Raw genomic sequence first — 23,048 nt, forward strand, 5'->3', positions numbered from 1 at the left:
CAAGACCTTTGTAGGGAAGCGCTTTGCCCGGAATGTAGCTTTTCGCGGAATGGAGCGGCAATGTGCTGACCGGCTTATGAAAACAGTTTATCCTTTGAAGTAGGATTTAAAGCGGACTTGACTTCAAAGATGTAGATGGGAATGGAGTTTGGCCGCTTCCCGACCTTTCTCGGGAATGGGCGGGCAAGTGGAATGGAAATCGAAAGCTTTGGAGTTGTGTCCAAGACCTTTTTAATGAAGCGCTTTTCCCGAAATGAAGCTTTTTCTGCGGAATGCAGGGGAATGGCTGAATAAGGTAAGAAACATAGCATTCATTCCAATTCATTAACTAATGAAGATTTAAGGTCTATCAGTTAATAGATTTTTAAGATATTTGTTAATCAAAATATAATAAAAATCAAAACTATATATGAATATATTTAAGAAAAAATTAGAAGACACATCTCCAAAGGAATTAAATTTTGAACCGATAGAATTATTTCAAGATTTGTTTCATAAGGAGGGATACGCGTATTTAAGAGGAATACAGGAAGAGGTATTAAATTCTTGGCATAGCATAAGGGGTCAACGAGATGTTTTGTGCAAAATGAATACAGGGTCTGGAAAAACTCTGGTAAGCCTATTGATGCTGTACTCAAAAATGATTGAAGGAGTTGGTCCAAGTTTGTATCTATGTCCAGACAAACAATTATTAGAACAGGCAAAGTTGCAAGCGGATTTATATGGGATATCTGTCTGTGAAATTGAATATCACGGGCAAAGAAGTGTTTTTCCGGATGATTTTTTAAACTCAAAAGCCATCTTATTATGCACATTCCAAAAATTGTTCAATTCACGTTCCATTTTTGAAAGGGATAATATTGACGTTGGTTCAATCGTCCTTGATGATGCCCACGTCTGTCTTGACAAAGCTAGAGAAGCAACTACATTAAATATACCCTTCAAACACGACTTGGCAGATAGGTTACTGAAGTTATTCGAAGAAGAACTGAAATACCAAGCCCCAGGAACTTATCACAGACTAATTCAAGGTGATCCGTATGCGAAAATACTCAAAGTCCCTTATTGGGCTTGGTTAACTCGTATTAACGAGTTAATAAAACTAATAGGCAGTTTTAGTGAAGACAGAGAACTTATGTTCAAATGGGGTTTAATAGCTGACGACTTGAAATCTTACGATTGTTATGTCGGGCCCAAAGGAATTGAGATAGCACCATCCTATGTGCCATTTCATAATATTAGAGCTTTTAATGAGGCCAAACATAGATATATTTTATCTGCTACATTTGAAGATCAGATTGATTTAATTAAAGATTTAGGTATTAATATTAATAGTATAAAGAATGCCTTGATCCCTAAAGATCGTAAAGACGTTGGGCAAAGATTGATCCTTGCTCCTCAAAGATTTGATTCAAGAATAACAGATAAGCAGATTATGACATTGGCCAAAGAATATTCTGAATCTGGTATAAATGTAATGGTACTAACACCTTCCTCTAATAGGGCGACTAAATGGGAAGATTTTGGTGCAGAAATAATTAATAATGATAATATAAATGAAGACATCGCCAAATTAAGAACTGAGAAAGGATTATTCTATGTTTTAGTTAATCGCTACGATGGGGTTGACTTGAATGGAGATATGTGCCGAGTTTTAATATTAGATGGTTACCCATCATTCAGTTCTTATGAACAACTTTATGCGGAATTACGCTTGGAATCTGTCAAGGCTTCTTTGAAAGCGCAGATAATAGAACAAGGACTTGGTAGAGCTGTAAGATCAGGCAGCGATTATTGTACGGTTTATTTAATGGGTAAAGATTTACTGCAATTTGTGGGTAACAAATCAAACTTGCAATATTTCACACCAGTAACCCGAAAACAACTGAAACTTGGACTATCACTTCTAGATGATGAATCTACTGATAACTCTCTTCAGACTATTAGGGATACCGCAAACTTATGCTTAGTTCAAGATATGAGCTGGAGGGAATATCATTCAGAAATACTGTCAAAAGTGGATGTTGAAAAAACTGACGAACGAATCATAAAAAATCTAGAGGTTGCAGATTCTGAATCACAAGCAATCGAAAATTACAGAAGAAGGGATTTTGAAGGTGCATCGAAGCTAATATTAGATAAAATAGTTGATACGGTTGAATTGACCGACAAGCAGAAGGGCTGGTATTTTGAAAAAGCAGCTAATTATCTTCACTTAGATAATGCACCAAAATCAAATGACCTTCAAATTAAAGCAGCACAAACAACTTCCCATATGCTGCAATCAAAAAATGGACATAGTTATACGAAAATTATGGCTAGTGAAGAGCAGGCATCTCAAGTTTTAAATTTTATCAAGCAATTTGAGACTTCCCAAGACTTTAAAATGTATTTTGAAACCTTATTGGAAAATCTTCAATTTAGTCAAGATATACCTCATACGAAATTTGAGAATGCTTTTGCTGAAATAGGTAGGCTTATAGGTTTTTACACTCAGGAACCTGAAGCGGAATTTGGAAATGGCCCTGATGTACTATGGGTGATGACTGGAAATCATTACCTCGTTTTAGAAGCCAAGTCTAGAGCCATACACGATGAAATCACCAGAGATAATATTAATCAATTGTTAGGTTCAGGTGAATGGTTCAAAAAACTCTATGGGGGTGCTGCAAATTTTAATTTGGTTACCATTCAACCTCCAAATATAAAAGGATGGAATGTAAATACAAGTGAAAATACACGAGTGATTGATGAAGAATCATTAAATTTATTAAAAGATAATCTTAGAAGATTTGTTGATGGAATCAATAATTCAGGTTTCACGGCAACTAGTACTAAAGAAATAGCTAACTTATTGGGCATACACAATTTAACGACAAACGGTTTTTTGAAAAGTTTCTTAAAACCTGTAATTTCTAAAAAAGGATAATCTTTTAAAATATAGGTGGTCGAGTGGTCTAAGGCACCTGATTGAAGATCAGGCGTACGGGAAACTGTACCGGGAGTTCGAATCTTCCTCTATCCGCAAATACGTAAGTATTATAGCCCGCAGCTTCTGTTGCGGGCTTGTTGGTTAAATCAAGACCTTGAAATGAAACACTTTTTTTGAATACAGCTTTTCCAACAACGTAAGAGAGGAATTAAGTGTAATTTGTGTACCAATGAGTAGACACAACCTGATATTTAAAAATTAAATAGCTTCAGATAAATAAAGTACAGCAAACGTAAGAACAACCATAGTTAAAATCCATAGGATTACATAGACGCTTATTCTTGTATTAAAATATGATATTTCATCATCAAATTCAGAGTCATTTTTCAAAATTCGCTCAATGTCCGATTTTTCCATTATATCTAGGTTTTTTGACTTAACATTTTGATAGTGTTTTTTTATTCTATCCCTCATCGTGATAACCGACCAAATTGTGTAAATAAGATATATTACGGATATTCCTATAAAAGCGAAGAAAAGCACAGTAGTATCTTTGGTGAAAATCTGTTCAAAATCTTTTTTAATTAGGGTTCTAATTACGTAAACAGACATAAAAAAGGATATGTAGAGAAAATTACTTTTTTGATAGTTTGTTCTTAATTCTTGAAGGCTACTCCTTATTTCTTTTAAAATATCAGCTAATTCATCATTGATTTTTGATCTAACTTTGAGATATTGTGAAACATTTTCTTTGAGGTAAATTTTGTGTCCTGAGAGAATAGAGCTAAATACTGAATCATTTAAAATTATGTTGTTTGCGGTAATATGTAGGGAAATAATGTTTTTCGATATGCCTAGTTTATCTGCAATATTGGCACTATCATCAAAAATCCAATTGTTAATTTTTGAATATATGTCGTATTTCTCTGTTAGATCCTTCGCAGGTATCTTTCCTTGAAAAAATTTATAACCTTTTAACTGGTAGAATAAATTCTCCCCCTGCAAATAGGTAACATCAAATAGGCTCGTAATTGAAAATAGATTACTTAAATTCGTAAGACGGGACTGTAAAAAAGGACAACTCACTTTTTTCTCTGAAACTCTAAAATCACTCCCTATGTATGGATATTCGTTATTTTGATCAAAGTTCGAATATTCAGGATATGCTTTTAAATTTTTGTTTACAGAGGTTGAATCATTTACTCTAATACGCTTTGAATACAAATAAGCTTGTTTGTTTTCAATTATATTGAAATTGACAAAACCATTCCTTTTTATATCACTAGAAGTTGTCTTTAACAGTTCAATGGCCGATCTAGATTGAACCCACTCGTTAAAAGCTTTTTCGCAATATACATTTCTATTAGCCTTCCTTGTATTTTTGTAAATTTCTAATTTTATTGATAATTTATCATCTGGAAGAAGTTGAAGCCCATTATACTCACTAACAAAACTATGATCTATAGAATTCGAACAGGTCAATAAATTTTCATCCTCATTTAGAGTAATTGTCAAGCTCCATTCATCAGAAATATCATTAAAAAAGTTATTTAATTTTCCTTCATTTCTTAATGATGTTTTTTTCTTGACAATTCCTGAAATGATAGTCTTTTCATAGCGATCATCACAAACAAGATTGTCTCCATTGGAAAAAATAAAACCTACTATTTCTGAAATGTTATTCATCTTCATTTCTCAAAAACTCTTTATAAACATCTTCATTTTCTGTTAAAATCTGTAAATACATTTGTCCACTGCTAGTTTTACCCGAGCGTAATGTTTTTCTGAAATGAGGCACGTCTGTTTTTAAGTACAGATCAATTGCATCAGATACTTTGACCCTAGTGGACATTCTTTTTTTAATGTGTTTTTTTGAAATATCAAATGCTTTATCAAAACCTAAACTGGATGGTAAAGATCTAATTTTAGCAACCAAGGGATCAATTTTTAAATTTTCATCCTCAGGTTCATAATTTGAGAAAAGAGTTTCTATAAAATCTTCTATTTCAAATATATCCTTCCTGCGATAGTAGCCAACGAAGCTGTTTCTGAGAATACGATAATCAGCTGGATGTTTCTTCTTAATTCCGCTAAAAACACGGGTGTCAAAAAAATCCATAGATTTTTCTGTATTAAAAGCATCTGTATGTTTAGCTTCAAGCTCTAAAAATTCTCTCCACCAATATTTAGATAAGTTAGCATCCAAGACATCGACTTCATCTGCAACAATTCCATCTTTCAAATGTATCAACGCTGCTTTAAAAATCTTTTTATCCCAAGGCAATCCACTACGAATCGTAAGAGAATTTTCATCAAGAAATTCATTATGATCGGCCTTACAAATAATAATATTTTCCTTTCCATCTATTTCAATATATGCTTGGAACAAACTGCCCTTTAAAATATCTACTTTTAATTTCTTATTGTCAAGCTGTTGTTGGGCATCTTTTTCTTTATTTAAGAGGCGCTGGGCAGCCAAATTAATTGATTTTTTCCGGTTGTTATCTGTAACGATATCATCTAAAACATTTCTTACCTCTGATTTTGAACTAGAAAATATATACTGTCTTTTTCTGGGGCTATCCGTTATTTCCTTAAATAGTTTGTCTGTATATTCCTTTAAGGAGTCGCTATGTGTAATGTTAATATCTCTTATTGAAGAGTCTCTATGATTTATATGGTTAAGGGAAGCATATTTTATAGTCATAAATAAAAAATTTTGTTAAAGATATTAATATTACGGAAAATCAATTCTTTTCTTCAAAATTATCTTGATAATTACAAATAGTCATTCACTTTTATCAATGGTATTTTACGAGTTTACCATTGATTATAAGCAAACTTTACCACTTATATTTTTATTTAGATTTAAAACCATAAACGAAAATTTACATTTGCGTAGTAAGCTTTCCTATTTTAAGGATATAAAATGACTTAACACAGAAAATTATGGCTCAATAAAAAACCAAAATCAGCAAAGGATTAGACCAGAAAAAATAAGAGCGCCGACTGGATTAGAACCTAAAAGGTGTTTTCCAAACCGGATTATTGATAAAGTACCCTTGTTTCGGCCTTGTCCGTGGTGTTTAATTTACTCCGTAACGAACGCATATCCGATGACACTTTTTGTTCGATGACCCTAGCATATATCTGTGTTGTAGAAAGCTTGGTATGCCCCAACAGTTTTGATACGGTCTCAATGGGCACGCCATTGGAAAGGGTAACGGTAGTGGCAAACGTATGTCTGGCCGCGTGGAACGTAAGCTTTTTATTGATTTTTAGGATTGTCGCTATTTCCTTCAAATATTTATTGATCTTTTGATTGGAAAATACCGGCAGCAGTTGTTCCTGTTTGTTTTCGGTATCTTGGTCATACCTTTTTAATATATCAAGGGCTTTATCCAAAAGCGGGATTTTAACCGCTTCATCGTTCTTTTCCCTTTTTGTAAATATCCAGTAATCCCCATCGATGCCTCTTACGATATGGTCGTCGCAGAGCAATTTCACGTCGATATAAGATAATCCCGTGTAACAGGCAAAAACAAAAACGTCCCTCGTTTTTCGGTGCATCCCTTTTGAAAGCTGACCGGATTCCAAGACTTCAAGTTCCGATTGTGATAAAAATGCCCGTTGGTGTTTTGTGAACTTAAGTGAGAACCTGACAAAAGGGTCTTTCTCGACCCATTCCAACCGAAGGGCAAGGTTCATCATCTTTTTCAAACGTTCCAAATGTTTCATAACCCCGTTGTTCTTTAAGGGCTGGGAACGGTTTATGGATTTTCCGGTGCGTAGGAACTGTTCAAAGTCAATGATGAATTTGTACGACAGCTGTTTCAGAAAAACGTCATTGGTCTTTAGTTTGCGCTTCAAATACCGTTTAATATAGCGTTCCGTTGTGAAATAATTTTTCAACGTGCCGGGCTTGAGTACTGAAACCATATTCTCATTATGGTAGGTAACCAGTTGAAGCAGCGTTTTGTGCTGTTCATCTTCCCCGAGATAACGGGCTTTGATAGCTTGGGCGGTAACGTATTTGGATTCGCCCAGAAGCTGTTTGTGGCATTCCAGTAAATCGGAATAGACCTGGTCTAAATAGACATTGAGGGCTTTCCCCTCAGAAGTTCTCGAATTTGCCCTCTTGGAACGGGTATCCCAATAGGTAACCGATGTGGATCGTTTTAAACTGATCTCGGCACGTTTCCCATCTACCGTAATACGGCCATAAATGGGTGCCAAATCATCTTTTTTCTTGGCCATACTCAGCCAAAAATGAATACTAAAAGTCTTTGAAGTCTGCATAAACTCTCGCTTTAAGTGAATAATCGATTTGTTTACGAAAGTCAAATCGCTGCGAAAGTCAAATCTATTGAATTACCAATGTAGTGAAAATTCTGGTAACAATTTAGGTAACCGAATAGGTAACCTTTGAATTGATATTATAGCCAATCTTATGATTTCAAGAAAAATGAAAATCCTTGATTTTCATAAGATTAGCTATATTTTGGTGTCTATTGACACCGTAATTGTCGGGGTGGCAGGATTCGAACCTGCGACCTCCTGCTCCCAAAGCAAATATTTTTTATAATAAAAACAATACCTTAAAGGGTTTTATTTAATATTTCGTAAACTTATCGTAAACATTATAAAGCAAAAATACTAAGCGATGTTAAATAAAAAATGAACATAAATCCAAAAAGTAGCAAAAAGAAAACGAATAAATTTTTTAATTTCATAATAATTTTAAGTTGGTTAGATTATTATAGAATCAAAAATAATACCATAACAAATCATATTTTACCAACTTCAACCTTAAGCCAATTAACTAGATCACGGTAATTTTGCTCGCTGAATTTGTTGCTTAATTAAAAAACATCCTTTTAAAATCGTTGTCATCGATTTCTGCTGGGATTAGATAAGGTCGCAATTCTAAAGCACCGCATATTTTTAAGAAATTAATCAAGCTTATTTCTGTTTTTCGGTTGAAGTTTTGGCTTAGGGTTCCTTCAGGAATACCTGTAAGTTTTGAAAGGCGGTAAAAAGAAACCCCGCGTTCTTCCATTGCGTTTTTAATATGTTTTATTAATATGTCCATTGCTACATTTGCGGAATTGTCGTAATTTGCCATCGATTAATGTTATTTTTAATATTAATTATTCAACATTTAAAAGCCCTCTTAATTGAGGGCTTTTATCATTTTAAAATTTAACTAATCTTCTTTTTACTAATTTTTTTGCTCCAGTATTTCTATCATAAGCAGTATCATATTTAAAAAGAACTTCTTCATAATCGTTTAATTTTTCTTTTTTTACTACTTTATTTTGAACATCTTGCATTTGACGTTCTGCAAGTTCAACTATTTCTTTTTTATCGATAGGCAAAAGCGTTTCCGGGTCAATTTCTACAACTTTAATATTGCTTGTGCTTTTTATATAATTGTTAGCAAATTTCTCCGCTGATTCTAAGCTTTCAGCATTGAAGTCGTAGTTTACGTTGTTTAAAATTTCAGTGTTGTAAGTTGCTCTAAAAGTCTTCATAATGTTTAATTTTAATTGTTATACTAATTATTCAACACTTCAAAGATATAATTTACTTTCATATATGAAAGTAAAAATATAAACTTTAACATTTTAAAACTCAAACTTTAACATTTAAGCATAAAAAAACCACCCTTATAGAGTGGTCTCAGTTGTTAAGCATTACTTAATAACTCAAAACCAAAAAATTGTATAAGTAAGCGCTAAGCCAGCGGAAGGCTGAAAACTGAAATTGCTACCTAAACCATAACCAACATACGCGGAAATCCCTAAACGTTTTCTTCTTTCGGTAAACGTTCCGCCGTCTAAACCTGTAATTGAAACGTGCGGGTTTGAACTTGTCGCTTCAAATTTGTATTCTGTTGAAAAGAAGTTTTTTCGTTTTTCGCCAATACCGAAACTTATTAGAGTTGGTATGTAAAGGCTATCGATTTTAATTCCTACTTGTGAAGCTTTACCGTATATAGAGTAAAACTTGTCATTTTTTGACCATTCTCGAATAAAATCAAATTCAATAGGCTCATCAAAATCTATCTGAATATCTTCTAGCTTGGTTTCGGTTGTGATGTTTCCGGCTGCATCTATCGTTTTAAATTCGCTCACGAGCTTCTTTAATTGTTGCGTGCTATCTACTTGTTTAGAAAGCAACACCTGAAGAACATCGTTATTTTTAGATAGTTTATTATTCGAGCCTTTCAAAGCGGATTTTTCAGCAACTAATTGACCGTTTTTATTTTTGTAATAATCGATTGAATCATTGAGGAAAGTCTGAATGCTTTCCTTTTCGTTTTCTGCGGTTTTACGACTTCCGCATTCTTCAAGCCATAGAAATACAAAAAATGCAACTGCAATCATTAAAATAAATGATCGGTTTTTTTTGATATAATCTATAGCTTTTTTCATAATTATCTATTTGAAGGCAAAACTTCTTTTTTGCCGTTGTTAGAATTGTAGAATTCGTATTCAGGAATAGCATCAAAGCACGGGCATTCTTTTATGCGCTCCCAACTTTCAATTACTCCGGAACCATCTTTGTCATCTGAAAAATCACGATGCCCCAAGACCATTAAATCCTGATAAATATCTTTTCCGTTTTCCTGAAGCCAGTTAATTGCTTCAATAATGCAGCTTTCAATTGCTACCTTTTGCGCAGAAGTTCGCGTATCTTCAGCGATGTATTTGCCTTTTTTGTATTGCTCGTAATTTACACCTCCGACGTAGCTTATATGAATACATTCGGTATTATAACCAGCCACGCCATTAGTAACGCGAGAAAACGGGTACATTTCTTTAATGGTTCCATCCGGTTCAATAATTCTATGATAACCACCGGTACGCCAGCCACGACCGCCTTTACTTTTTGGACGTGTGAAATAGTTTTGAACACCGGCTGCATTTGTCCATCCAGCGGTGCAATGAATTACGATGTATTTTATTTGGCTAGCTTCCATAATCTTTTTTAGATTTTAATTTTTCCCGAAGTATTCTATTTTCATTCTTCAGTTCAGCAACCATTTGTTTAAGCTGATTGTTTTCAGTCATTAATTGTGATATATCTCGATGCAGTTTACCGTTATCTTCTTGTAACAGTCGCATTGTTTTTCGTTGCTCTCTATTCTCTAGCTTTATATCTTCAATCTCTTTTTTAATACCGCTGGCCATTCCATCATAAACTTCTTTAAAAGTTTGCAATGCGTTAGCTTCTTCTTTCTTTTCGTTTATTTTTTTTAGTTTTCTACCACCAAAAAAAGCAAATACCGATGCTATTGCACCGCTGATTAACTGCCAGTTATCTAGTATTATTTTTGTCATTTTTTAAAAAATCATTACCCCAATTAAACTCCAAATACGAAAACCAAAACCAATGTAATCAATACCGGCAATGCAATTGTTGCAAAGTAATCTTTAGGGTCTGGCGTGCCTTTTTGCATTAATCCATCAAAAATTGTTTCCTTTCCCCATCCTGCTAGAAAAACAGGAACTAAAACAACTGGAAATTCTCTCCAAGCGTTATACCAATGTTCGCCCGTTGTGATCTCGCAAACAATTAAGAATAATACTATTGCTATTGCGTAAATTACTAGCCCTGCTGCGATGTGTTTATTTTTGTCTTGTTTCATTTTGTGTGTTTTTGAATTAGCGATTTTAATCCTAAAGTCAAAATATCAATCAAATCATCTTGCGCGCGCATAATCAGTAAGCCTACTGCTATAATTACGCCTGATTGCCATAACTCAACATCTTGCTTTAGATCAAAAAAATATCTTCCTGTCATTAAGACAACACCTATAACCGCTATTGCTATTCCTATAATTGTTGTAAATGGGTTTTTCTTAAAATTTTCCATATCTATTAATTTATAATTTTTGTTATTTCAAAATATATTTGATACTGAACCCCGCTTTCAAACTCTCCATAAATATCTCCCGTAGAGGATTCTATCTGAAAAACTCCTGATTGAAAATCATCTATATGAGATACCACACTTCTATTTCCATCTGGTATATATCCCGTAGGTAGATTGCAAATTATACCGTCTCCTGTTGCTGATCCTGTATAGAAACCTTTTACAATTAGTCTATTGCCTATTGTTTTGCATTCTATTGTTCCAGACGTTGTATTTGTTGCGTTCAAAGTAACGCTCTGCCACCCGCTATCGCCTTGAACTTGCCCTAACGTAGCTAGTTCATTGTCTTCGGTTGCGTCTTCTGCTTCAACTTTTCCGTAAAATGTACCCGCTAAAAATGTTGAAGGTACTCCGTTATTCCCTTCGTATAGCTTAAGTTTGCTTGTGAATCCAGTTCCTTGTTTTGTGCTAAATACTAATCCATAACCGATTAATCCTTGAATTGAGTTTTTTCCGTCTAAAAATTCGTGTCCAAACTCTATAAAACCATCTTTAACAAATGTGGTGTTTGTAGTCCCTATAAAAACAGGTTGCTCAAATTCATTTACCCCAGTAAAGGTGTTGTTTCCGTCTATTTGAGCATAATCACCTAAAGAACCCCAATATAAATTATTAGGACTACTTCCCGTTGTCATTAAAACTTCACCTGAATTACCTAAACTATTCCCGTCAACTAGCATTGTAGACCCATTCTCGTTAAATCTTAAGCTCCCGCCTTCCGCTTGCATTTCAACATACTTATCGTTATCATCTACACGTAAATAAGCGCCTCCTGTAGGGTTAAAAAAGTTGCTATCACCAATAGTTAAAAAATTGCTTTCATCTGAAATAGGAACATTGCTTTCTGTGAATGTTACGCTAGAACCATTGTCTACAACATCTTGCAGGTCTTGGTCTGAATCTGTTATATAACCAGCATCATTAGTTAATTCACTTATATTGTCGTTTGGTTGTAAAGCTTGATTCCATTGGTCTGAATTGCCTCCTGTTGCTGTAATTACTCCCTCTACGTCTAAATCAACATAAGAAGTATTTTTATTCCACACACTTTCAAATACAGTAGCCCCTTCTGTATCACCAACATTCTGTACAGGTCTTATTTGCACTATTGTAGCACCATTTTCATCAGCTGTACCACCTCCTATATTTACAGCATTAACACCATTATTTCCTACAAGATACATCCCCATAAAAGTATTAGAATCTGCATACTGTAAACCTCTAACTCTACCAAGTTTAACCTGATTATTACCTTGATTTTGCGATAAATCAATGTCTCTACCAAATATTTCTCTAGTATTATTTACTAATGGATTTCCATTTACATAATAACGTGTAGCGTTAAGATTGTTTGTAATAGTTAAATTTCCTGTTAGGGTACCTGTTGTGTTTTTTAAATAATTATCAGTATTAATATTTTTTATATCATCGTATACATCCTTAATGTAATTTTCTAACCATTGATTTTTATTGAAATACCTAGATTCAAACAGTCCATTCGGGCTTATCTCTCTTGGAAATTCCTTAATTGTTGGCGGGTATATATTTTTCCCTAAATTTGTATTAATCTCAAACTGAAATATATTTGCTATTTCTTGATTACTTGTGTCATCCCCATCTCTTTCCGTATAATTTACCAAGTATTTATCGTCGGAAGTCTTCACTAATTGTGGGTATCCATAAGTTGTCTCTCTTTGCCATCTAGCTCTTTGAGTTGATATTTTTCGCCAGTTATCAGCATTGCCTAATATTTCAGAAGACTTATTTGCATATAAGTTTATTTCGCTGAAAAATGAATCATTTCTTTCAGCAGCGATGGTATATATATTATCTTTTGATTCGTCGTAGTACAAAAATGCAGCTGTCCCCATAAATCTACCATTGTTGATGTTTGTTGTGTCGGGCTGAGTCCAAGTGACACCAGCGTCGTGACTTTCTATTTGAACCCACGGACTGTCCGAATCTATACCGCCTCTTATCATTCCTAATATTGTGTCGTTGGTAATCTTTGTGAACCACGGCTCATTATAATCTGTTACACCGTCATAAACAGTTCTGCTATAGTTCCAGGTATCGCCTTCATCTTCTGAAAGAAGCCACTCACATGTAGAATTTTTATAAAATGAAGCATAATGTTTTCCGTTGATCTGTATAATCTTACCGTAAGGTATTAATTTTCCGTTTTGAAATTTGGAATCAATAGTTGTATAATTACTCCAACTTTCACCCCCGTCATTTGATGTTATATATCCTACATCTTGCGTTATGTATGTCGGCACTTCAAACTTTCTGAAAAATAGAATTAATTTATCCCCTATTTTGTCAAATATATAATTTCGTACATCGTAATTTGAATCTACATATACGGGCGTGGCGTCAGTCCATGTTTTTCCGTAATCATAGCTTTTTTGTAAATACGGATTACCATTGTTGCCAGCGTGTTGATTTGTTGTGTCTAAACGAAATACACGAAACAAAGTGTCATTCATCTTAGTCATTTGACTTTCCGATGCGTGTGATTTTTCAAAAGAAGGCAATGCTATATCCATAGAAATCTGCTCGTACCATTCTCGCTCTGGTCGAACGTCTAAACCAGTCTTAGAGATATACCCATTCAAAAGACCGCGATGATCTAAAACCGCCAAACTATCTGAATCGTTTTGCTCTGTTGCATTCGGAAACCAAGCCCCATTAGGAAAAGGCGTTTGCGCAAAACTTGTTAAACTAATTAATAATACTACTGCTGTAATTAATCTTTTCATTTTTTATCTTTTTATGTATTGAATTGTTACTTTTACACCGCTTCCAAAAAGAAGGCTTGAATCTACTGTTACTTGTGTTACTTCACCATTTGGAACTTGATCAGGATATACACCTTGACCTATAAAAACGTTCAACACCTTAACCGCTACGTCAGGAAGAGCAAATGTGTTATCCGTTCCGTTATATGTGAATGTTTTAGAATCAAATTTTTCACTAATATTTTTTCTGCAAAACCAAGCCTGAAACCCATATAGCTCCCCTTCTTCAAAAGCTCCACTTATGACCCCTAATTCCCATACTTTATAACCGCTAACGCTGCTTGTGTCAGGCTGTTCTAAATCAAATTTTGCATTACTTAATCCTATATGTATCCTCGAGCCTATAAAATCTTCATCATTCGTTTTTTTTGAAGCAAAATAAAAGTTAGGTTCTGCCGTGGCTAGTATGTAAAACTTATCCGTTAAATAATCAAAATCAGATAAATTATTTTGTTTAGAGAAAGCGTGATTATCATAAAAACTATCGCTTAATTGCTGTTGTGTTATATAATCAGTAGGGCTAGGAGGTGAAGGCGTTATGTCCCCTGTCAAAATAAAATTACTGCTATCTACTTGTGTTTCTCCGTTTCCTATTAATATTTGAGTTTCACCAACATAATAGTAAACTTGATCTTCTCCATCTAAATTAATTTCAAACTTAACTACACTTTCAGCGGGTATAACATAAGGACCGGAAGCGTTAACCACATCTTCTACGGTTGTAGATGTTTGGGTTAGTAAATCATAATTTATAGTACTCCCTGCACCTTCTTGGTAAGAACCAACAAAAGAAAAACTAGCAAAACTAACAGCGTTGCCACCATTACCCCAAACACCTTTTCCTAAATCAAAACGCCAAACATAAGTGACAGCAGATAATACATTGTTAGGATCTGTTGGGTTGCCACTAACATATTTTGTAGAATGAATAAAAACATTCTGATTGCCTAATTTTGTAAAACCGCCATTCGCATTATTATTAATGTAATCAGCTATTTGCGTAGTATAAGCCGTATCTAAAGGATCATCAAAATCAACAAATGCATATTTATAAATATTAACGTTGTCTGCTAATGATTCAAGATATGCGAAATTTGAATTAATAACGGCGCCACCAACTCTTAATTCATCACCATTCCCATCATCGGGAGAAATACCTAAATCTATTTCTTCAATTGCCATATTATTGATTGTCTAGTGTTACTATTGTACTATCCCAAGTTATTTGCGTGCTATCCCAAGTTATTTTCACTCCCGGCACCGGTAAATTACTTTCGTTAATTGCATTATCTTCATCGTCGCCGTACCATATTTTTTTGTTTTCACTCATATTATAATTGCTTATATGCTTCTACAAATGCTTGCAATCCGGTAAGGCTTACATTTCCTAAAGCGGTTTCATAATTGGTAAAGGTTATTCTAGATTGCGCGTAAGAAGAAAAACTAAATTGCGGATCTTCATCTATCTCAATAAAAAGCGTAATAAATATTTCATCCCCTTTTCGGTAAGAAATTATGCCTGTTTCATTTTTTTCACCGGCTATTGCAGGATTAGTGTTATTACTTTCTACATCTATTTTCCAAATAAATGCTTGACCGTTACGCTCAATTAATAAAGATGCAGTTGTAGTTCCGGAAACTTCGGTATCTAAATGAATGTTATAAAACAGATTAATAGCTTCATTTAAATTTAAATCCGGACTTATAATTAGCTTGTATTTTACGGTTTCTTTATAATATCCCGAAGAACTTGTTATACTGCTATCTGCCGGTATTACCTGAAAACTAATTGACGTTTCTGTCAATCTATCTATAGACAGAACATTACTAGCGGTATTACCCGCATTGTCGGTTACGGTTAATTCATATTCGTAATGATCTCCGGTTAGGTTGCTAAAAGTAGGAGCAAGGCTGTTTCCGTTACTAATAACATCGCCCGACGGACCTGCAATTTTTTGCCATACAATATTATCTATTGTTCCATCAGGATCAAAAGCGGCGGCGTTACTTACCGTTACACTTTGCCCGGTAGAAGAAAGTAGTTTATCATCACCTGCATCGGCATAAGGTTTTAAGTTTCCAAAAGAAGCGCCATCGTAAACATTTTCTATCATTGTTATGGTAGAAGTGTTATCATCCGGGCGCCACTCGCAATTGCTTATGCTAAAATATTTAAACTCGCCCTGGTATTTAAACCGAATAATATCATTAAATTTTACCGGCTTATCTACTGTAGCTTCTATACGTAAAAATTTAGATCGGTATAATTTCTGCTGAATTTCAGCAACTATTTGTCCGTACGGTTTTTGCTGAAGCTTATAAATATCATCAGTCCATTTTAACCATTCGGCACGATCTATAGTAGTCGGTTTTATACGTTGCACTTTTACTACAAATCGGCTAGGGAAGTAGGTAGTTTCAGACTGTAAAACTTTAAGCACCATTAATTCGCTCCCTAAATAATTATAGATTATCTCATAATTATAAAGCGGAAAATCTAAGCCGGGCGAAATATTACCGTCGTTAGTATTATAAAAAGCTTGATCTTTATTAGTGTCTAATAAACGCGCATCACGTATAGAAAGCACAAAAACATTATAATTGTTTTCTGTAAAAAAGTCTAAGTAATCTAACTCAAAAACTTCCTGATTTACAGGCGTTGTTTCTCTAATTTTCTCTAGGTAAAAACACTTAGAAAGTGCAGAAACATCGTCACTAATTTCTAAGTCTATTGTTTTGGTAGTAGATGCGTTTTCATCAATGCTAACATTATACACATCGTTTTGGCGCTGGTTGCTGTTTTCTACTTCTAAGTTAGTTAACTTATAAGCAGCTACCTTTGTATCTATAACATCATTTGTAGGCTCAAAAAACTCTACGTTCAGCAAACCGTTTTGTTTTGCTACAAAAGTTAGTTCAGCTTCAGCTTTTCCTGAAGTATCAAAAATTAAACGCTCCGGCGATAATTCTGTAGAATTTTTATTGAAAAACAAAACTTCGTTACCTAAACTAATTCTATATTTAGCAAGGTCTATCCATTTTTCAAGTAAACTATCAGCAGGCGAAGCAATTTCTTCTGAAAAAAATAACTCTACTTCAACGGTAATATTTACGCGCCAGCCTTTTAAAATGTAAGGCTTATCTTTTAATTCTATTTTTCGGTTCGGGTTAAAGCTGCTGTTTTGAGCATAGTTTGCCAATAACAAATAATCATCAGCCACTAAAACTTCTGGGCGGTAATCGTTATAACTCCAAAAGCGCGAATAATAAAAATTATATTGGGCGTTAGGGCTAACATCCCAAGTTACTTCCGGTTCTTGCGCCACACCTTCAGGAAACTTTAATTCAGACGCTTCGTGTATTACCTTAACTTCTTTAAATGGCGCTTCTACATTAATGCTTGGCGTAGGCAAATACGTAAGTTGCTTTATATTTTTGGTTTGGTTTCCGGTGTATAAATACACGCCACTTATAGAATATACATCATATTCATTAGTAATAAGCTGGCGTTTATTAATGCCTTCTACATACCAATTACCATTTGCTTGGTACAACTGGCATTGCATAGATTTTAAAATACTATCTAAAATTTTATACGCATCTACATTACCATCTTCATCTGCATAATGCAAGCCATCGTGAATTATTTGATGCCACTTCTTTTTTAAATGATTTCTAATAGCAGGATCTAAAAAAATATTAAATTCTAAACCGGTTAATTGCAAAGCCGCCGAAATAAATTCGATTACATTTTTTTCCTTACGGTAAAAATCTTCAGGTAAATATTTTCCTTTCAACAAAGCCAAACCATCTACGGCAGAAAACTTTACATAAAAAAGCGGGTCATCCCACGGCTCGTTATAACTTTCGGGCAATAAAAAGCCTTGCCAAATAACATCGCCGTTATCATATCTTTTTTTAGTTACCCGCCAAAGTTGTTCATCGGGTGTAAAATATTGGTCGTATTTTCCGTCGGCACCATCATCAACTTCTAAATCAAAATCTAATTCAGATCCCACAATTCCAGGCTCAATAACATCACCACCCAACCAACGCAACGCAATGCTATCTCTAGATGCGTAATGCAAGATGAGTTCATCTTGCAAGTCGGTTATTTTTTGTATGTGAATTTGATAATCCATTAAGTTCTTCTAGATCTAGATTTTTCAGTTCTTAATAAGGCAACTCTTATATCTTCACCACGTATAGAAGTTTCTGCTATATACCCGCTACCGGAATCACCATTAACATCGGCAATCATTCCGCGTAGTTTATCTAATGGCGCAATTACTTCAGGATTTGTTTTTGCACCGGAATATTCTCCCATTAATCCAACCGTAGGACCGTTAACAATACCACCATCTGCAAACTTTGGTATAGATGCAAAAGCAGATAAAACACCACCAACAGCAGTAGCAATAAAAGCGGGTTGTGCAATTACAGCACCGGGACCGGTAAACAAAGCAGATTGTGTTCCCGAAGCAATTGCGTTAGCAACAGCCTGAGAAAGCAACATAGAAATTAATTCTGTTACCGTTTTTGCCATATTTTTTAAAAAACCTTGCATTCCGGTATTCGCTAAATCTAAAGCATCTAAAAATCTGCCCGTAAAATTTTCAAAAGAACCGGCAACTTCATCACCAACAATTCTACCTACTTCAGAAAGGCGCTGCATTTTTATAATAACTTCTTCTAAACCATTCTTTACATAATCTGCTTGCTCCGGTACACTATCAGCTAATTCTTCTAAAGGTGAAGGCAAACCACGCATACTTAAAGAACTAACCGTACTTACTTGCTCCCTAGCTTTACCACCACCTGTAGATACTGGCGTATCTTGATCTATAGGGTTTACCTTAGAAACATCTACTTCATCTACCGTAGCTTTGGCAACTAGCTCAATTTTTTCTTTTTGTTGAACGCGATCTAAAGAATCTTTTAAATTGTTATCTAAATTTTTACTGAATTTCTCGTAGTCTTTTTGAATACCATCTAAAAAGCCGCCAAAGTTTTTACCGGTTTCTAGCAATCCCTTATTTAAAATCTTTGGTATTTCAGATATATTTCCGGTAAGAACAGCTTTAAAAACTTCGCCAATTGTACCGAAAATAGATTTTATATTTTCACCTACGTGTTCTAATAAAGTTAGCAAGCCATTAAAAATAAGTTTACCAACTTCAAACAAGGTTTTAAAAGTTAAAATGATGCTTTCAACAATTACCCGAAAGGCAATACTTTCATTATACAGATCTATAAAGTAATTTGCCAAATCTATTAAAGTGGCTTTTATAGGCTCCCAATACTTATAAATAATTACACCTACAGCAGTAAGCGCGGCAATTACCAATCCAACAGGACCGGTTAAAATTGCAAAGCCCGAAGCTAGGGCAGGAAGTATGGTTGTAGCTAAAGTTCCCAATGCTAACAAAACAGGACCTAAAGCCGCCGCTAAACCGGCAACCACCACAATTATTTTTTTAGTATTTTTATCTAACGAACTAAATTTTTCTATTAAAGAAGTTACAAAAGTTGCCAGCTTCTGTACGTAGGGTAAAATAATTTCGCCAAACTGAACCGCTAAATCATTTAACCTAGCTTTAATCAATCGCATTTGGTTTGCAAAACCATCGCTAGTTCTTGCATAATCGCCAATTGCATTTTTGCTTTGTTCTTGCGCAAGTTGCAAAGTAGCAAAAGCTTTTGCCTGGCGTTCGGTTTCAAACGTTAAGCCCTGTTGCGTATTTTGTAATACACGCGCTTTAACATCGGCTTCTAAAATAGAAATCCCTAAAGATTTAACGCTTTCTCGTTCCCCTAATAGCGCTTTGGTTAAGGCTTGTGACGCACCTTCTGCGCCACCGGAATAATTGGTAAACGATGCTAAATCTACTGCAAGCTTGTTTACTTCAGTAGATAAGTCTAAGGCAGATGCTTGCGAAAAACCAAAACCGGTTAATAAATCTCCCGTATCAGAAAGTAATTGTTTAGAAGCTTTAGAACTTAAGCCGTAAGAGTTTCTTAAAATATCTGCCGATTCTTTTGCAGATTCAGAAATACTAGAAAATACGGTATCAAATTTTGCTGAAGTTTCTTCTGCATCGCTTGCCGCTTTTACAAAAGCAACCCCCAAACCGGCAACAGGCAACGTAACACCAAGTGTTAAATTACGCCCTACATTTTGCATTTGCTTTCCGGCTTTATTCAACTGCTTTTGCGCATTTTGCAATTGCGAGCTAAACTGCTTTAAATCAGCATTAAATCTGATGGAAATTTTCGCAAATGAGGACATAAAAAGGCTTTTTATAAGTACTAAAAGTACCCGAAGCCTATGTTTCTATAAGGAACAATTTGTTTCTTTTTAAACGAAAAAAAGCAGCCCGAAAGCTGCTTATATTTCCTGCGGAATTATAAAAAGACACGCTCCCCGTTTACGTGCTGAAAAAAATAAAACCGCAGGTTATTTTTTTGGTGTTCGTTTATCAATATCTTTCCAAAACGCTTTAATTTCTTCGGGTGTTTTGTTCTTCTTTTTTGCACTTTTCTTATCCCACGGCAACGCGTAAAGTTGTTCTAAACTTTTTTGCGCATCTTGTTTTTTTAAATGTGGCCGCAGCATACTTACCACCAATTCGCGGTGCATTTCCCAATGCTCACGGTTTTGCGCCTTTTCCTTATCTATAAGTTTTGTTTTGCCTTTTACAATATTAGCAAAAGTACGCGGCGTGGTGCTGTAAAATGCTACTTCAGAAAAACCGAGAATCCCTAAAGCAAGTTCTTCCAGCTCGTCCCAGGTTACTTCTTTTTGGTTGCTTTCTTTCCCGGCTTCTTCCCGGGCTTCGGGTTTCCCTGGCTAGGCATACTTTTTTGAAAAGCATCCATTACAATAGAGAGTTTACCACCTAAAAACAAAATGTTTAGTAATTCATCTTTATTTGGTAAATCTAAATTAGGATCTGCATTTGTAATTGCCGAAAAAACAAGATCAGCAACTTTATCTCCAGATTCAAAAGTTATCTCAACTTCTTCATCTTTTTTTGCTTGCGGAAAAGCCGCCTGTATTTCATTAATAACAGATTGCATTCCCGGGCAATTCCATTTTTCACCAAGTAAACGGAAAGCACCGTACCCGAATTTAATCGGGTAGGCTTTTCCTTGTATTTCTATTTTTTCAGTTGCCATAATTACGCAGGGTTTATTTCTACTTTATTAAGTTTGTTTGTACCACTTAACGAGATAGAAGTAGTTGCATCTTCATTTACTGGCGCAGTTAAATCTAGTTGAGAAATAAAAGCCGTTCCGGTAAGCTTGTAAGTTGCATCATCTTCATCAGGTACAAATTCAATTGCAATTGAATCGGTACTATCATCATCGTACATATCAAACACTAAAAAGAAATCGTTAGTATCGGTTCCATCGCCGTTGTAGGTTGCCAACGCATCCATTGTGGCAGTCCAGGATTTTTTTCCTTTCGCACGTTCAATACCATCGGTATCTTTTGTTATTCTATCTCTAATTTCTCGCGTTAGCGAAAGCGAGCAACTTGTAGCGTGGTAAACAGTACCATCATCTAAAGTTAACCGCAACTCGCCATTAATTACTTTTTCTCCAGCCATTGCTTTTAGGTTTTATGCCGTTAGGCGTTATTAATTTTAGTTTCAAATTTTAAGTGTACGTAAGCGCTTTTTGCTTCGGTATCGGTATAACCTGGCTTTGCGCCTCTATCGTGCCAGCGGTGTTTTTCTGTTACCGTATCACGAATAACAGAAGCAATTCTAGAAACTTCATTTAAAGTTTCTGCATAAACAAAAACTGATATTTTTACAGGAATCATTCTTTCCTTAGTTCCGTAGCCTTCAGCTTCAAATACATAGGTTGAAAAAGGGTATTCCGTGTTTTCTTCAGCTAACTCCCAAAATATTTTATTACTCCCAATTTCAGAAGTAATATCACTATCAGTTAAAACTGCACCTATATTTTCTGCTATTGTAACTATCATTTGCTTAACTTATCAATTTCACGTTGTATTACGCGTTCTGCTTGTTGCTCGTATTTTGAAACCGCGCTTTGTTCTACTGAAGAAAACGCTGCATCTCTCGCTTTTTCTACTACGGTATTTTTGCCTTTACGGCTACCGCGTTTATTACTTCCTACACGCGTACCTTTTTTAACGACCATAAATCGGTAATAAGCATCGTGTTTTCCCTTTTTACCTGGGCGAATAACTACCGAAGGATTGCCACCGACTTTACTAGCCGGAACTGTTTTTGTTGAAACAGATTTAGAAAGCGTTCCCGCCGGGTATTCTGTACCAAACCTTCTTTTATCTCGCGTACCTACAGGAAGATTCCTTGCGTAGGCTTGCTCTAATGGCTTGGCTAACTTGCGTTGAATTTTTAAGATTTCTTTACGGGTTACCCGATCGTCAAGTTTTTTTAACTTTCGGTTTAGCTCGTTAAATCCTTTTATTTCAACTACATCTTTAGCCATCTTTTCGGCTGGTTTTTAACTCTAAAAAACGCTTCATTTTTCCTTGCCCAATAGGTAATGCACTGTGTATTTCAAAATCGCCATCATCTTCTAATCGAATAAAATACTTTGTTCCGTTTTTATTCAAATCTTTACTATAATGAGTAATAAACTTTAAAACTTCCAGCGATCTTATTTTGCCGTCATCATCATCTTCTTCACCGGAAACCGGCATTTGCTTTAACCATATTTTTTTAATAAACTCATCAACATATACACGTTCTTGCGTTGGCGTATTAGTATATACACGCTTAAATAATTTTCCGCGCGTACTCAATTCGCCTTTATGTATGGTTGTAGCCATTAGTATTTTTTATACGGTCTTAATTTTGCTTTGGCAGCAGTTTCCATTTTTATGGGTCCGTTTTCGCGGTAGGTATCTTGTTGTGCAAAAATTAATAAGGCCGCCGCTTTAATATCGGCTGGCATATCGGTTTCTGAATAGCCAATTTTACAATTTACCGTAACCGAACCACCAAAGTTTTCGGGTTCTGCAATATCTAAACGAAGCATATTATTGCCTGTTATTAAGGTATAATCTGCCGCATCTATAGTTTGCGTGTTATCGTCTTTATCTTGATAGGTAACCGAAGTTATTTCTGCTAATCGCTCTGAAGGCACAAAACTTTTAAACCATTTATCTATTTGTATTACGCAATCTTCACGCAATAAAACAGGATAACCAACATAGTTTTCAATTTCAGCAGAAGCAGAATCAACAAAGATTTGAAGTAACGGATCTTCATCTTCAAACTCAATTTTGCTATTCATTTTCGCCATTTCTAACGAAACAATTTTTACATCTGCGGCTTTGTTGCCAACTTCTATAACTTCGTAAGCCATCATAA

The 23,048-nt window shown here is 34.9% G+C and carries 23 protein-coding genes and 1 tRNA gene; 2 read left to right on the forward strand and 22 right to left on the reverse strand.

Annotation, left to right across the window (positions count from 1 at the left end):
• Positions 1-409: 409 nt before the first annotated feature.
• Positions 410-2,929 (forward strand): DEAD/DEAH box helicase, encoded by a 2,520-nt coding sequence (locus D9R05_RS00280; RefSeq protein WP_121665224.1) that lies wholly within the window; start codon positions 410-412, stop codon positions 2,927-2,929.
• An 11-nt stretch (positions 2,930-2,940) separates the two neighbouring features.
• Positions 2,941-3,025 (forward strand) — tRNA-Phe (locus D9R05_RS00285).
• Positions 3,026-3,190: 165 nt separating this feature from the next.
• Here the strand turns inward: D9R05_RS00285 and D9R05_RS00290 are convergent.
• From D9R05_RS00290 to D9R05_RS00390, 22 genes are all read right to left on the reverse strand, one after another.
• Entirely contained in the window at positions 3,191-4,618 is a 1,428-nt protein-coding gene (locus D9R05_RS00290; protein ID WP_162984856.1) for a hypothetical protein, read from the reverse strand.
• Entirely contained in the window at positions 4,611-5,639 is a 1,029-nt protein-coding gene (locus D9R05_RS00295) for a nucleoid-associated protein (protein WP_091266139.1), read from the reverse strand. The genes D9R05_RS00290 and D9R05_RS00295 overlap by 8 nt, the downstream gene beginning before the upstream one ends.
• Positions 5,640-5,977: 338 nt before the next feature.
• Complete coding sequence (locus D9R05_RS00300) at positions 5,978-7,231, reverse strand: site-specific integrase (protein ID WP_121665226.1); 1,254 nt, start codon at positions 7,229-7,231, stop codon at positions 5,978-5,980.
• A gap of 559 nt (positions 7,232-7,790) precedes the next feature.
• On the reverse strand, positions 7,791-8,057 hold the full coding sequence (locus tag D9R05_RS00305) for a helix-turn-helix domain-containing protein (protein ID WP_121665227.1): 267 nt from the start codon (positions 8,055-8,057) through the stop codon (positions 7,791-7,793).
• Between the two features lie 70 nt (positions 8,058-8,127).
• Positions 8,128-8,466 carry a hypothetical protein gene (locus D9R05_RS00310; RefSeq protein ID WP_121665228.1) on the reverse strand — a complete coding sequence of 113 codons (339 nt, stop codon included), beginning with the start codon at positions 8,464-8,466 and terminating at the stop codon, positions 8,128-8,130.
• A 174-nt stretch (positions 8,467-8,640) separates the two neighbouring features.
• Entirely contained in the window at positions 8,641-9,369 is a 729-nt protein-coding gene (locus tag D9R05_RS00315; RefSeq protein WP_121665229.1) for a hypothetical protein, read from the reverse strand.
• A 2-nt stretch (positions 9,370-9,371) separates the two neighbouring features.
• Positions 9,372-9,917, reverse strand: a complete 546-nt coding sequence (locus D9R05_RS00320; protein ID WP_121665230.1) for a peptidoglycan recognition protein family protein — start codon at positions 9,915-9,917, stop codon at positions 9,372-9,374.
• The gene (locus D9R05_RS00325) at positions 9,907-10,278 is read right to left on the reverse strand and encodes a hypothetical protein (protein ID WP_121665231.1); all 372 of its coding nucleotides are present in this window, start codon (positions 10,276-10,278) and stop codon (positions 9,907-9,909) included. The genes D9R05_RS00320 and D9R05_RS00325 overlap by 11 nt, the downstream gene beginning before the upstream one ends.
• A gap of 23 nt (positions 10,279-10,301) precedes the next feature.
• Entirely contained in the window at positions 10,302-10,586 is a 285-nt protein-coding gene (locus tag D9R05_RS00330; protein WP_121665232.1) for a hypothetical protein, read from the reverse strand.
• A complete protein-coding gene (locus tag D9R05_RS00335; protein WP_121665233.1) occupies positions 10,583-10,813 on the reverse strand; it encodes a hypothetical protein in 231 nt (76 codons plus the stop codon). Before D9R05_RS00335 ends, D9R05_RS00330 begins: the two co-directional genes overlap by 4 nt.
• A gap of 5 nt (positions 10,814-10,818) precedes the next feature.
• A complete protein-coding gene (locus D9R05_RS00340; RefSeq protein WP_121665234.1) occupies positions 10,819-13,635 on the reverse strand; it encodes a sialidase family protein in 2,817 nt (938 codons plus the stop codon).
• A gap of 3 nt (positions 13,636-13,638) precedes the next feature.
• A complete protein-coding gene (locus D9R05_RS00345; RefSeq protein WP_121665235.1) occupies positions 13,639-14,856 on the reverse strand; it encodes a hypothetical protein in 1,218 nt (405 codons plus the stop codon).
• A 1-nt stretch (position 14,857) separates the two neighbouring features.
• Positions 14,858-15,004 carry a hypothetical protein gene (locus tag D9R05_RS15425; RefSeq protein WP_162984857.1) on the reverse strand — a complete coding sequence of 49 codons (147 nt, stop codon included), beginning with the start codon at positions 15,002-15,004 and terminating at the stop codon, positions 14,858-14,860.
• A 1-nt stretch (position 15,005) separates the two neighbouring features.
• Positions 15,006-17,816, reverse strand: coding sequence for a PKD domain-containing protein (locus D9R05_RS00350; protein WP_121665236.1), 2,811 nt, complete (start codon positions 17,814-17,816; stop codon positions 15,006-15,008).
• Complete coding sequence (locus tag D9R05_RS00355; protein WP_121665237.1) at positions 17,816-19,963, reverse strand: phage tail tape measure protein; 2,148 nt, start codon at positions 19,961-19,963, stop codon at positions 17,816-17,818. The genes D9R05_RS00350 and D9R05_RS00355 overlap by 1 nt, the downstream gene beginning before the upstream one ends.
• 168 nt (positions 19,964-20,131) lie before the next feature.
• Positions 20,132-20,314 carry a hypothetical protein gene (locus D9R05_RS00360; protein ID WP_121665238.1) on the reverse strand — a complete coding sequence of 61 codons (183 nt, stop codon included), beginning with the start codon at positions 20,312-20,314 and terminating at the stop codon, positions 20,132-20,134.
• A gap of 152 nt (positions 20,315-20,466) precedes the next feature.
• Positions 20,467-20,853 (reverse strand): hypothetical protein, encoded by a 387-nt coding sequence (locus D9R05_RS00365; RefSeq protein ID WP_121665239.1) that lies wholly within the window; start codon positions 20,851-20,853, stop codon positions 20,467-20,469.
• A gap of 2 nt (positions 20,854-20,855) precedes the next feature.
• Entirely contained in the window at positions 20,856-21,287 is a 432-nt protein-coding gene (locus tag D9R05_RS00370) for a phage tail tube protein (protein ID WP_121665240.1), read from the reverse strand.
• 20 nt (positions 21,288-21,307) lie between these two features.
• Positions 21,308-21,670, reverse strand: a complete 363-nt coding sequence (locus D9R05_RS00375) for a hypothetical protein (RefSeq protein WP_121665241.1) — start codon at positions 21,668-21,670, stop codon at positions 21,308-21,310.
• Entirely contained in the window at positions 21,667-22,161 is a 495-nt protein-coding gene (locus D9R05_RS00380; protein WP_121665242.1) for a hypothetical protein, read from the reverse strand. Before D9R05_RS00380 ends, D9R05_RS00375 begins: the two co-directional genes overlap by 4 nt.
• Positions 22,154-22,504 carry a hypothetical protein gene (locus tag D9R05_RS00385; RefSeq protein ID WP_121665243.1) on the reverse strand — a complete coding sequence of 117 codons (351 nt, stop codon included), beginning with the start codon at positions 22,502-22,504 and terminating at the stop codon, positions 22,154-22,156. Before D9R05_RS00385 ends, D9R05_RS00380 begins: the two co-directional genes overlap by 8 nt.
• Positions 22,504-23,046, reverse strand: coding sequence for a head-tail connector protein (locus D9R05_RS00390; RefSeq protein ID WP_121665244.1), 543 nt, complete (start codon positions 23,044-23,046; stop codon positions 22,504-22,506). Before D9R05_RS00390 ends, D9R05_RS00385 begins: the two co-directional genes overlap by 1 nt.
• Positions 23,047-23,048: the final 2 nt, after the last annotated feature.

The organism is Mesonia aquimarina (assembly GCF_003667275.1).
Classification (GTDB): Bacteria; Bacteroidota; Bacteroidia; order Flavobacteriales; family Flavobacteriaceae; genus Mesonia; species Mesonia aquimarina.

Bases quoted from the DNA above. Each gene is read 5' to 3' on its own strand.
- D9R05_RS00280 (WP_121665224.1), top strand. From the start codon at position 410: ATGAATATATTTAAGAAAAAATTAGAAGACACATCTCCAAAGGAATTA.
- D9R05_RS00290 (WP_162984856.1), bottom strand. From the start codon at position 4,618: ATGAATAACATTTCAGAAATAGTAGGTTTTATTTTTTCCAATGGAGAC.
- D9R05_RS00295 (WP_091266139.1), bottom strand. From the start codon at position 5,639: ATGACTATAAAATATGCTTCCCTTAACCATATAAATCATAGAGACTCT.
- D9R05_RS00300 (WP_121665226.1), bottom strand. From the start codon at position 7,231: ATGCAGACTTCAAAGACTTTTAGTATTCATTTTTGGCTGAGTATGGCC.
- D9R05_RS00305 (WP_121665227.1), bottom strand. From the start codon at position 8,057: ATGGCAAATTACGACAATTCCGCAAATGTAGCAATGGACATATTAATA.
- D9R05_RS00310 (WP_121665228.1), bottom strand. From the start codon at position 8,466: ATGAAGACTTTTAGAGCAACTTACAACACTGAAATTTTAAACAACGTA.
- D9R05_RS00315 (WP_121665229.1), bottom strand. From the start codon at position 9,369: ATGAAAAAAGCTATAGATTATATCAAAAAAAACCGATCATTTATTTTA.
- D9R05_RS00320 (WP_121665230.1), bottom strand. From the start codon at position 9,917: ATGGAAGCTAGCCAAATAAAATACATCGTAATTCATTGCACCGCTGGA.
- D9R05_RS00325 (WP_121665231.1), bottom strand. From the start codon at position 10,278: ATGACAAAAATAATACTAGATAACTGGCAGTTAATCAGCGGTGCAATA.
- D9R05_RS00330 (WP_121665232.1), bottom strand. From the start codon at position 10,586: ATGAAACAAGACAAAAATAAACACATCGCAGCAGGGCTAGTAATTTAC.
- D9R05_RS00335 (WP_121665233.1), bottom strand. From the start codon at position 10,813: ATGGAAAATTTTAAGAAAAACCCATTTACAACAATTATAGGAATAGCA.
- D9R05_RS00340 (WP_121665234.1), bottom strand. From the start codon at position 13,635: ATGAAAAGATTAATTACAGCAGTAGTATTATTAATTAGTTTAACAAGT.
- D9R05_RS00345 (WP_121665235.1), bottom strand. From the start codon at position 14,856: ATGGCAATTGAAGAAATAGATTTAGGTATTTCTCCCGATGATGGGAAT.
- D9R05_RS15425 (WP_162984857.1), bottom strand. From the start codon at position 15,004: ATGAGTGAAAACAAAAAAATATGGTACGGCGACGATGAAGATAATGCA.
- D9R05_RS00350 (WP_121665236.1), bottom strand. From the start codon at position 17,816: ATGGATTATCAAATTCACATACAAAAAATAACCGACTTGCAAGATGAA.
- D9R05_RS00355 (WP_121665237.1), bottom strand. From the start codon at position 19,963: ATGTCCTCATTTGCGAAAATTTCCATCAGATTTAATGCTGATTTAAAG.
- D9R05_RS00360 (WP_121665238.1), bottom strand. From the start codon at position 20,314: ATGCACCGCGAATTGGTGGTAAGTATGCTGCGGCCACATTTAAAAAAA.
- D9R05_RS00365 (WP_121665239.1), bottom strand. From the start codon at position 20,853: ATGGCAACTGAAAAAATAGAAATACAAGGAAAAGCCTACCCGATTAAA.
- D9R05_RS00370 (WP_121665240.1), bottom strand. From the start codon at position 21,287: ATGGCTGGAGAAAAAGTAATTAATGGCGAGTTGCGGTTAACTTTAGAT.
- D9R05_RS00375 (WP_121665241.1), bottom strand. From the start codon at position 21,670: ATGATAGTTACAATAGCAGAAAATATAGGTGCAGTTTTAACTGATAGT.
- D9R05_RS00380 (WP_121665242.1), bottom strand. From the start codon at position 22,161: ATGGCTAAAGATGTAGTTGAAATAAAAGGATTTAACGAGCTAAACCGA.
- D9R05_RS00385 (WP_121665243.1), bottom strand. From the start codon at position 22,504: ATGGCTACAACCATACATAAAGGCGAATTGAGTACGCGCGGAAAATTA.
- D9R05_RS00390 (WP_121665244.1), bottom strand. From the start codon at position 23,046: ATGATGGCTTACGAAGTTATAGAAGTTGGCAACAAAGCCGCAGATGTA.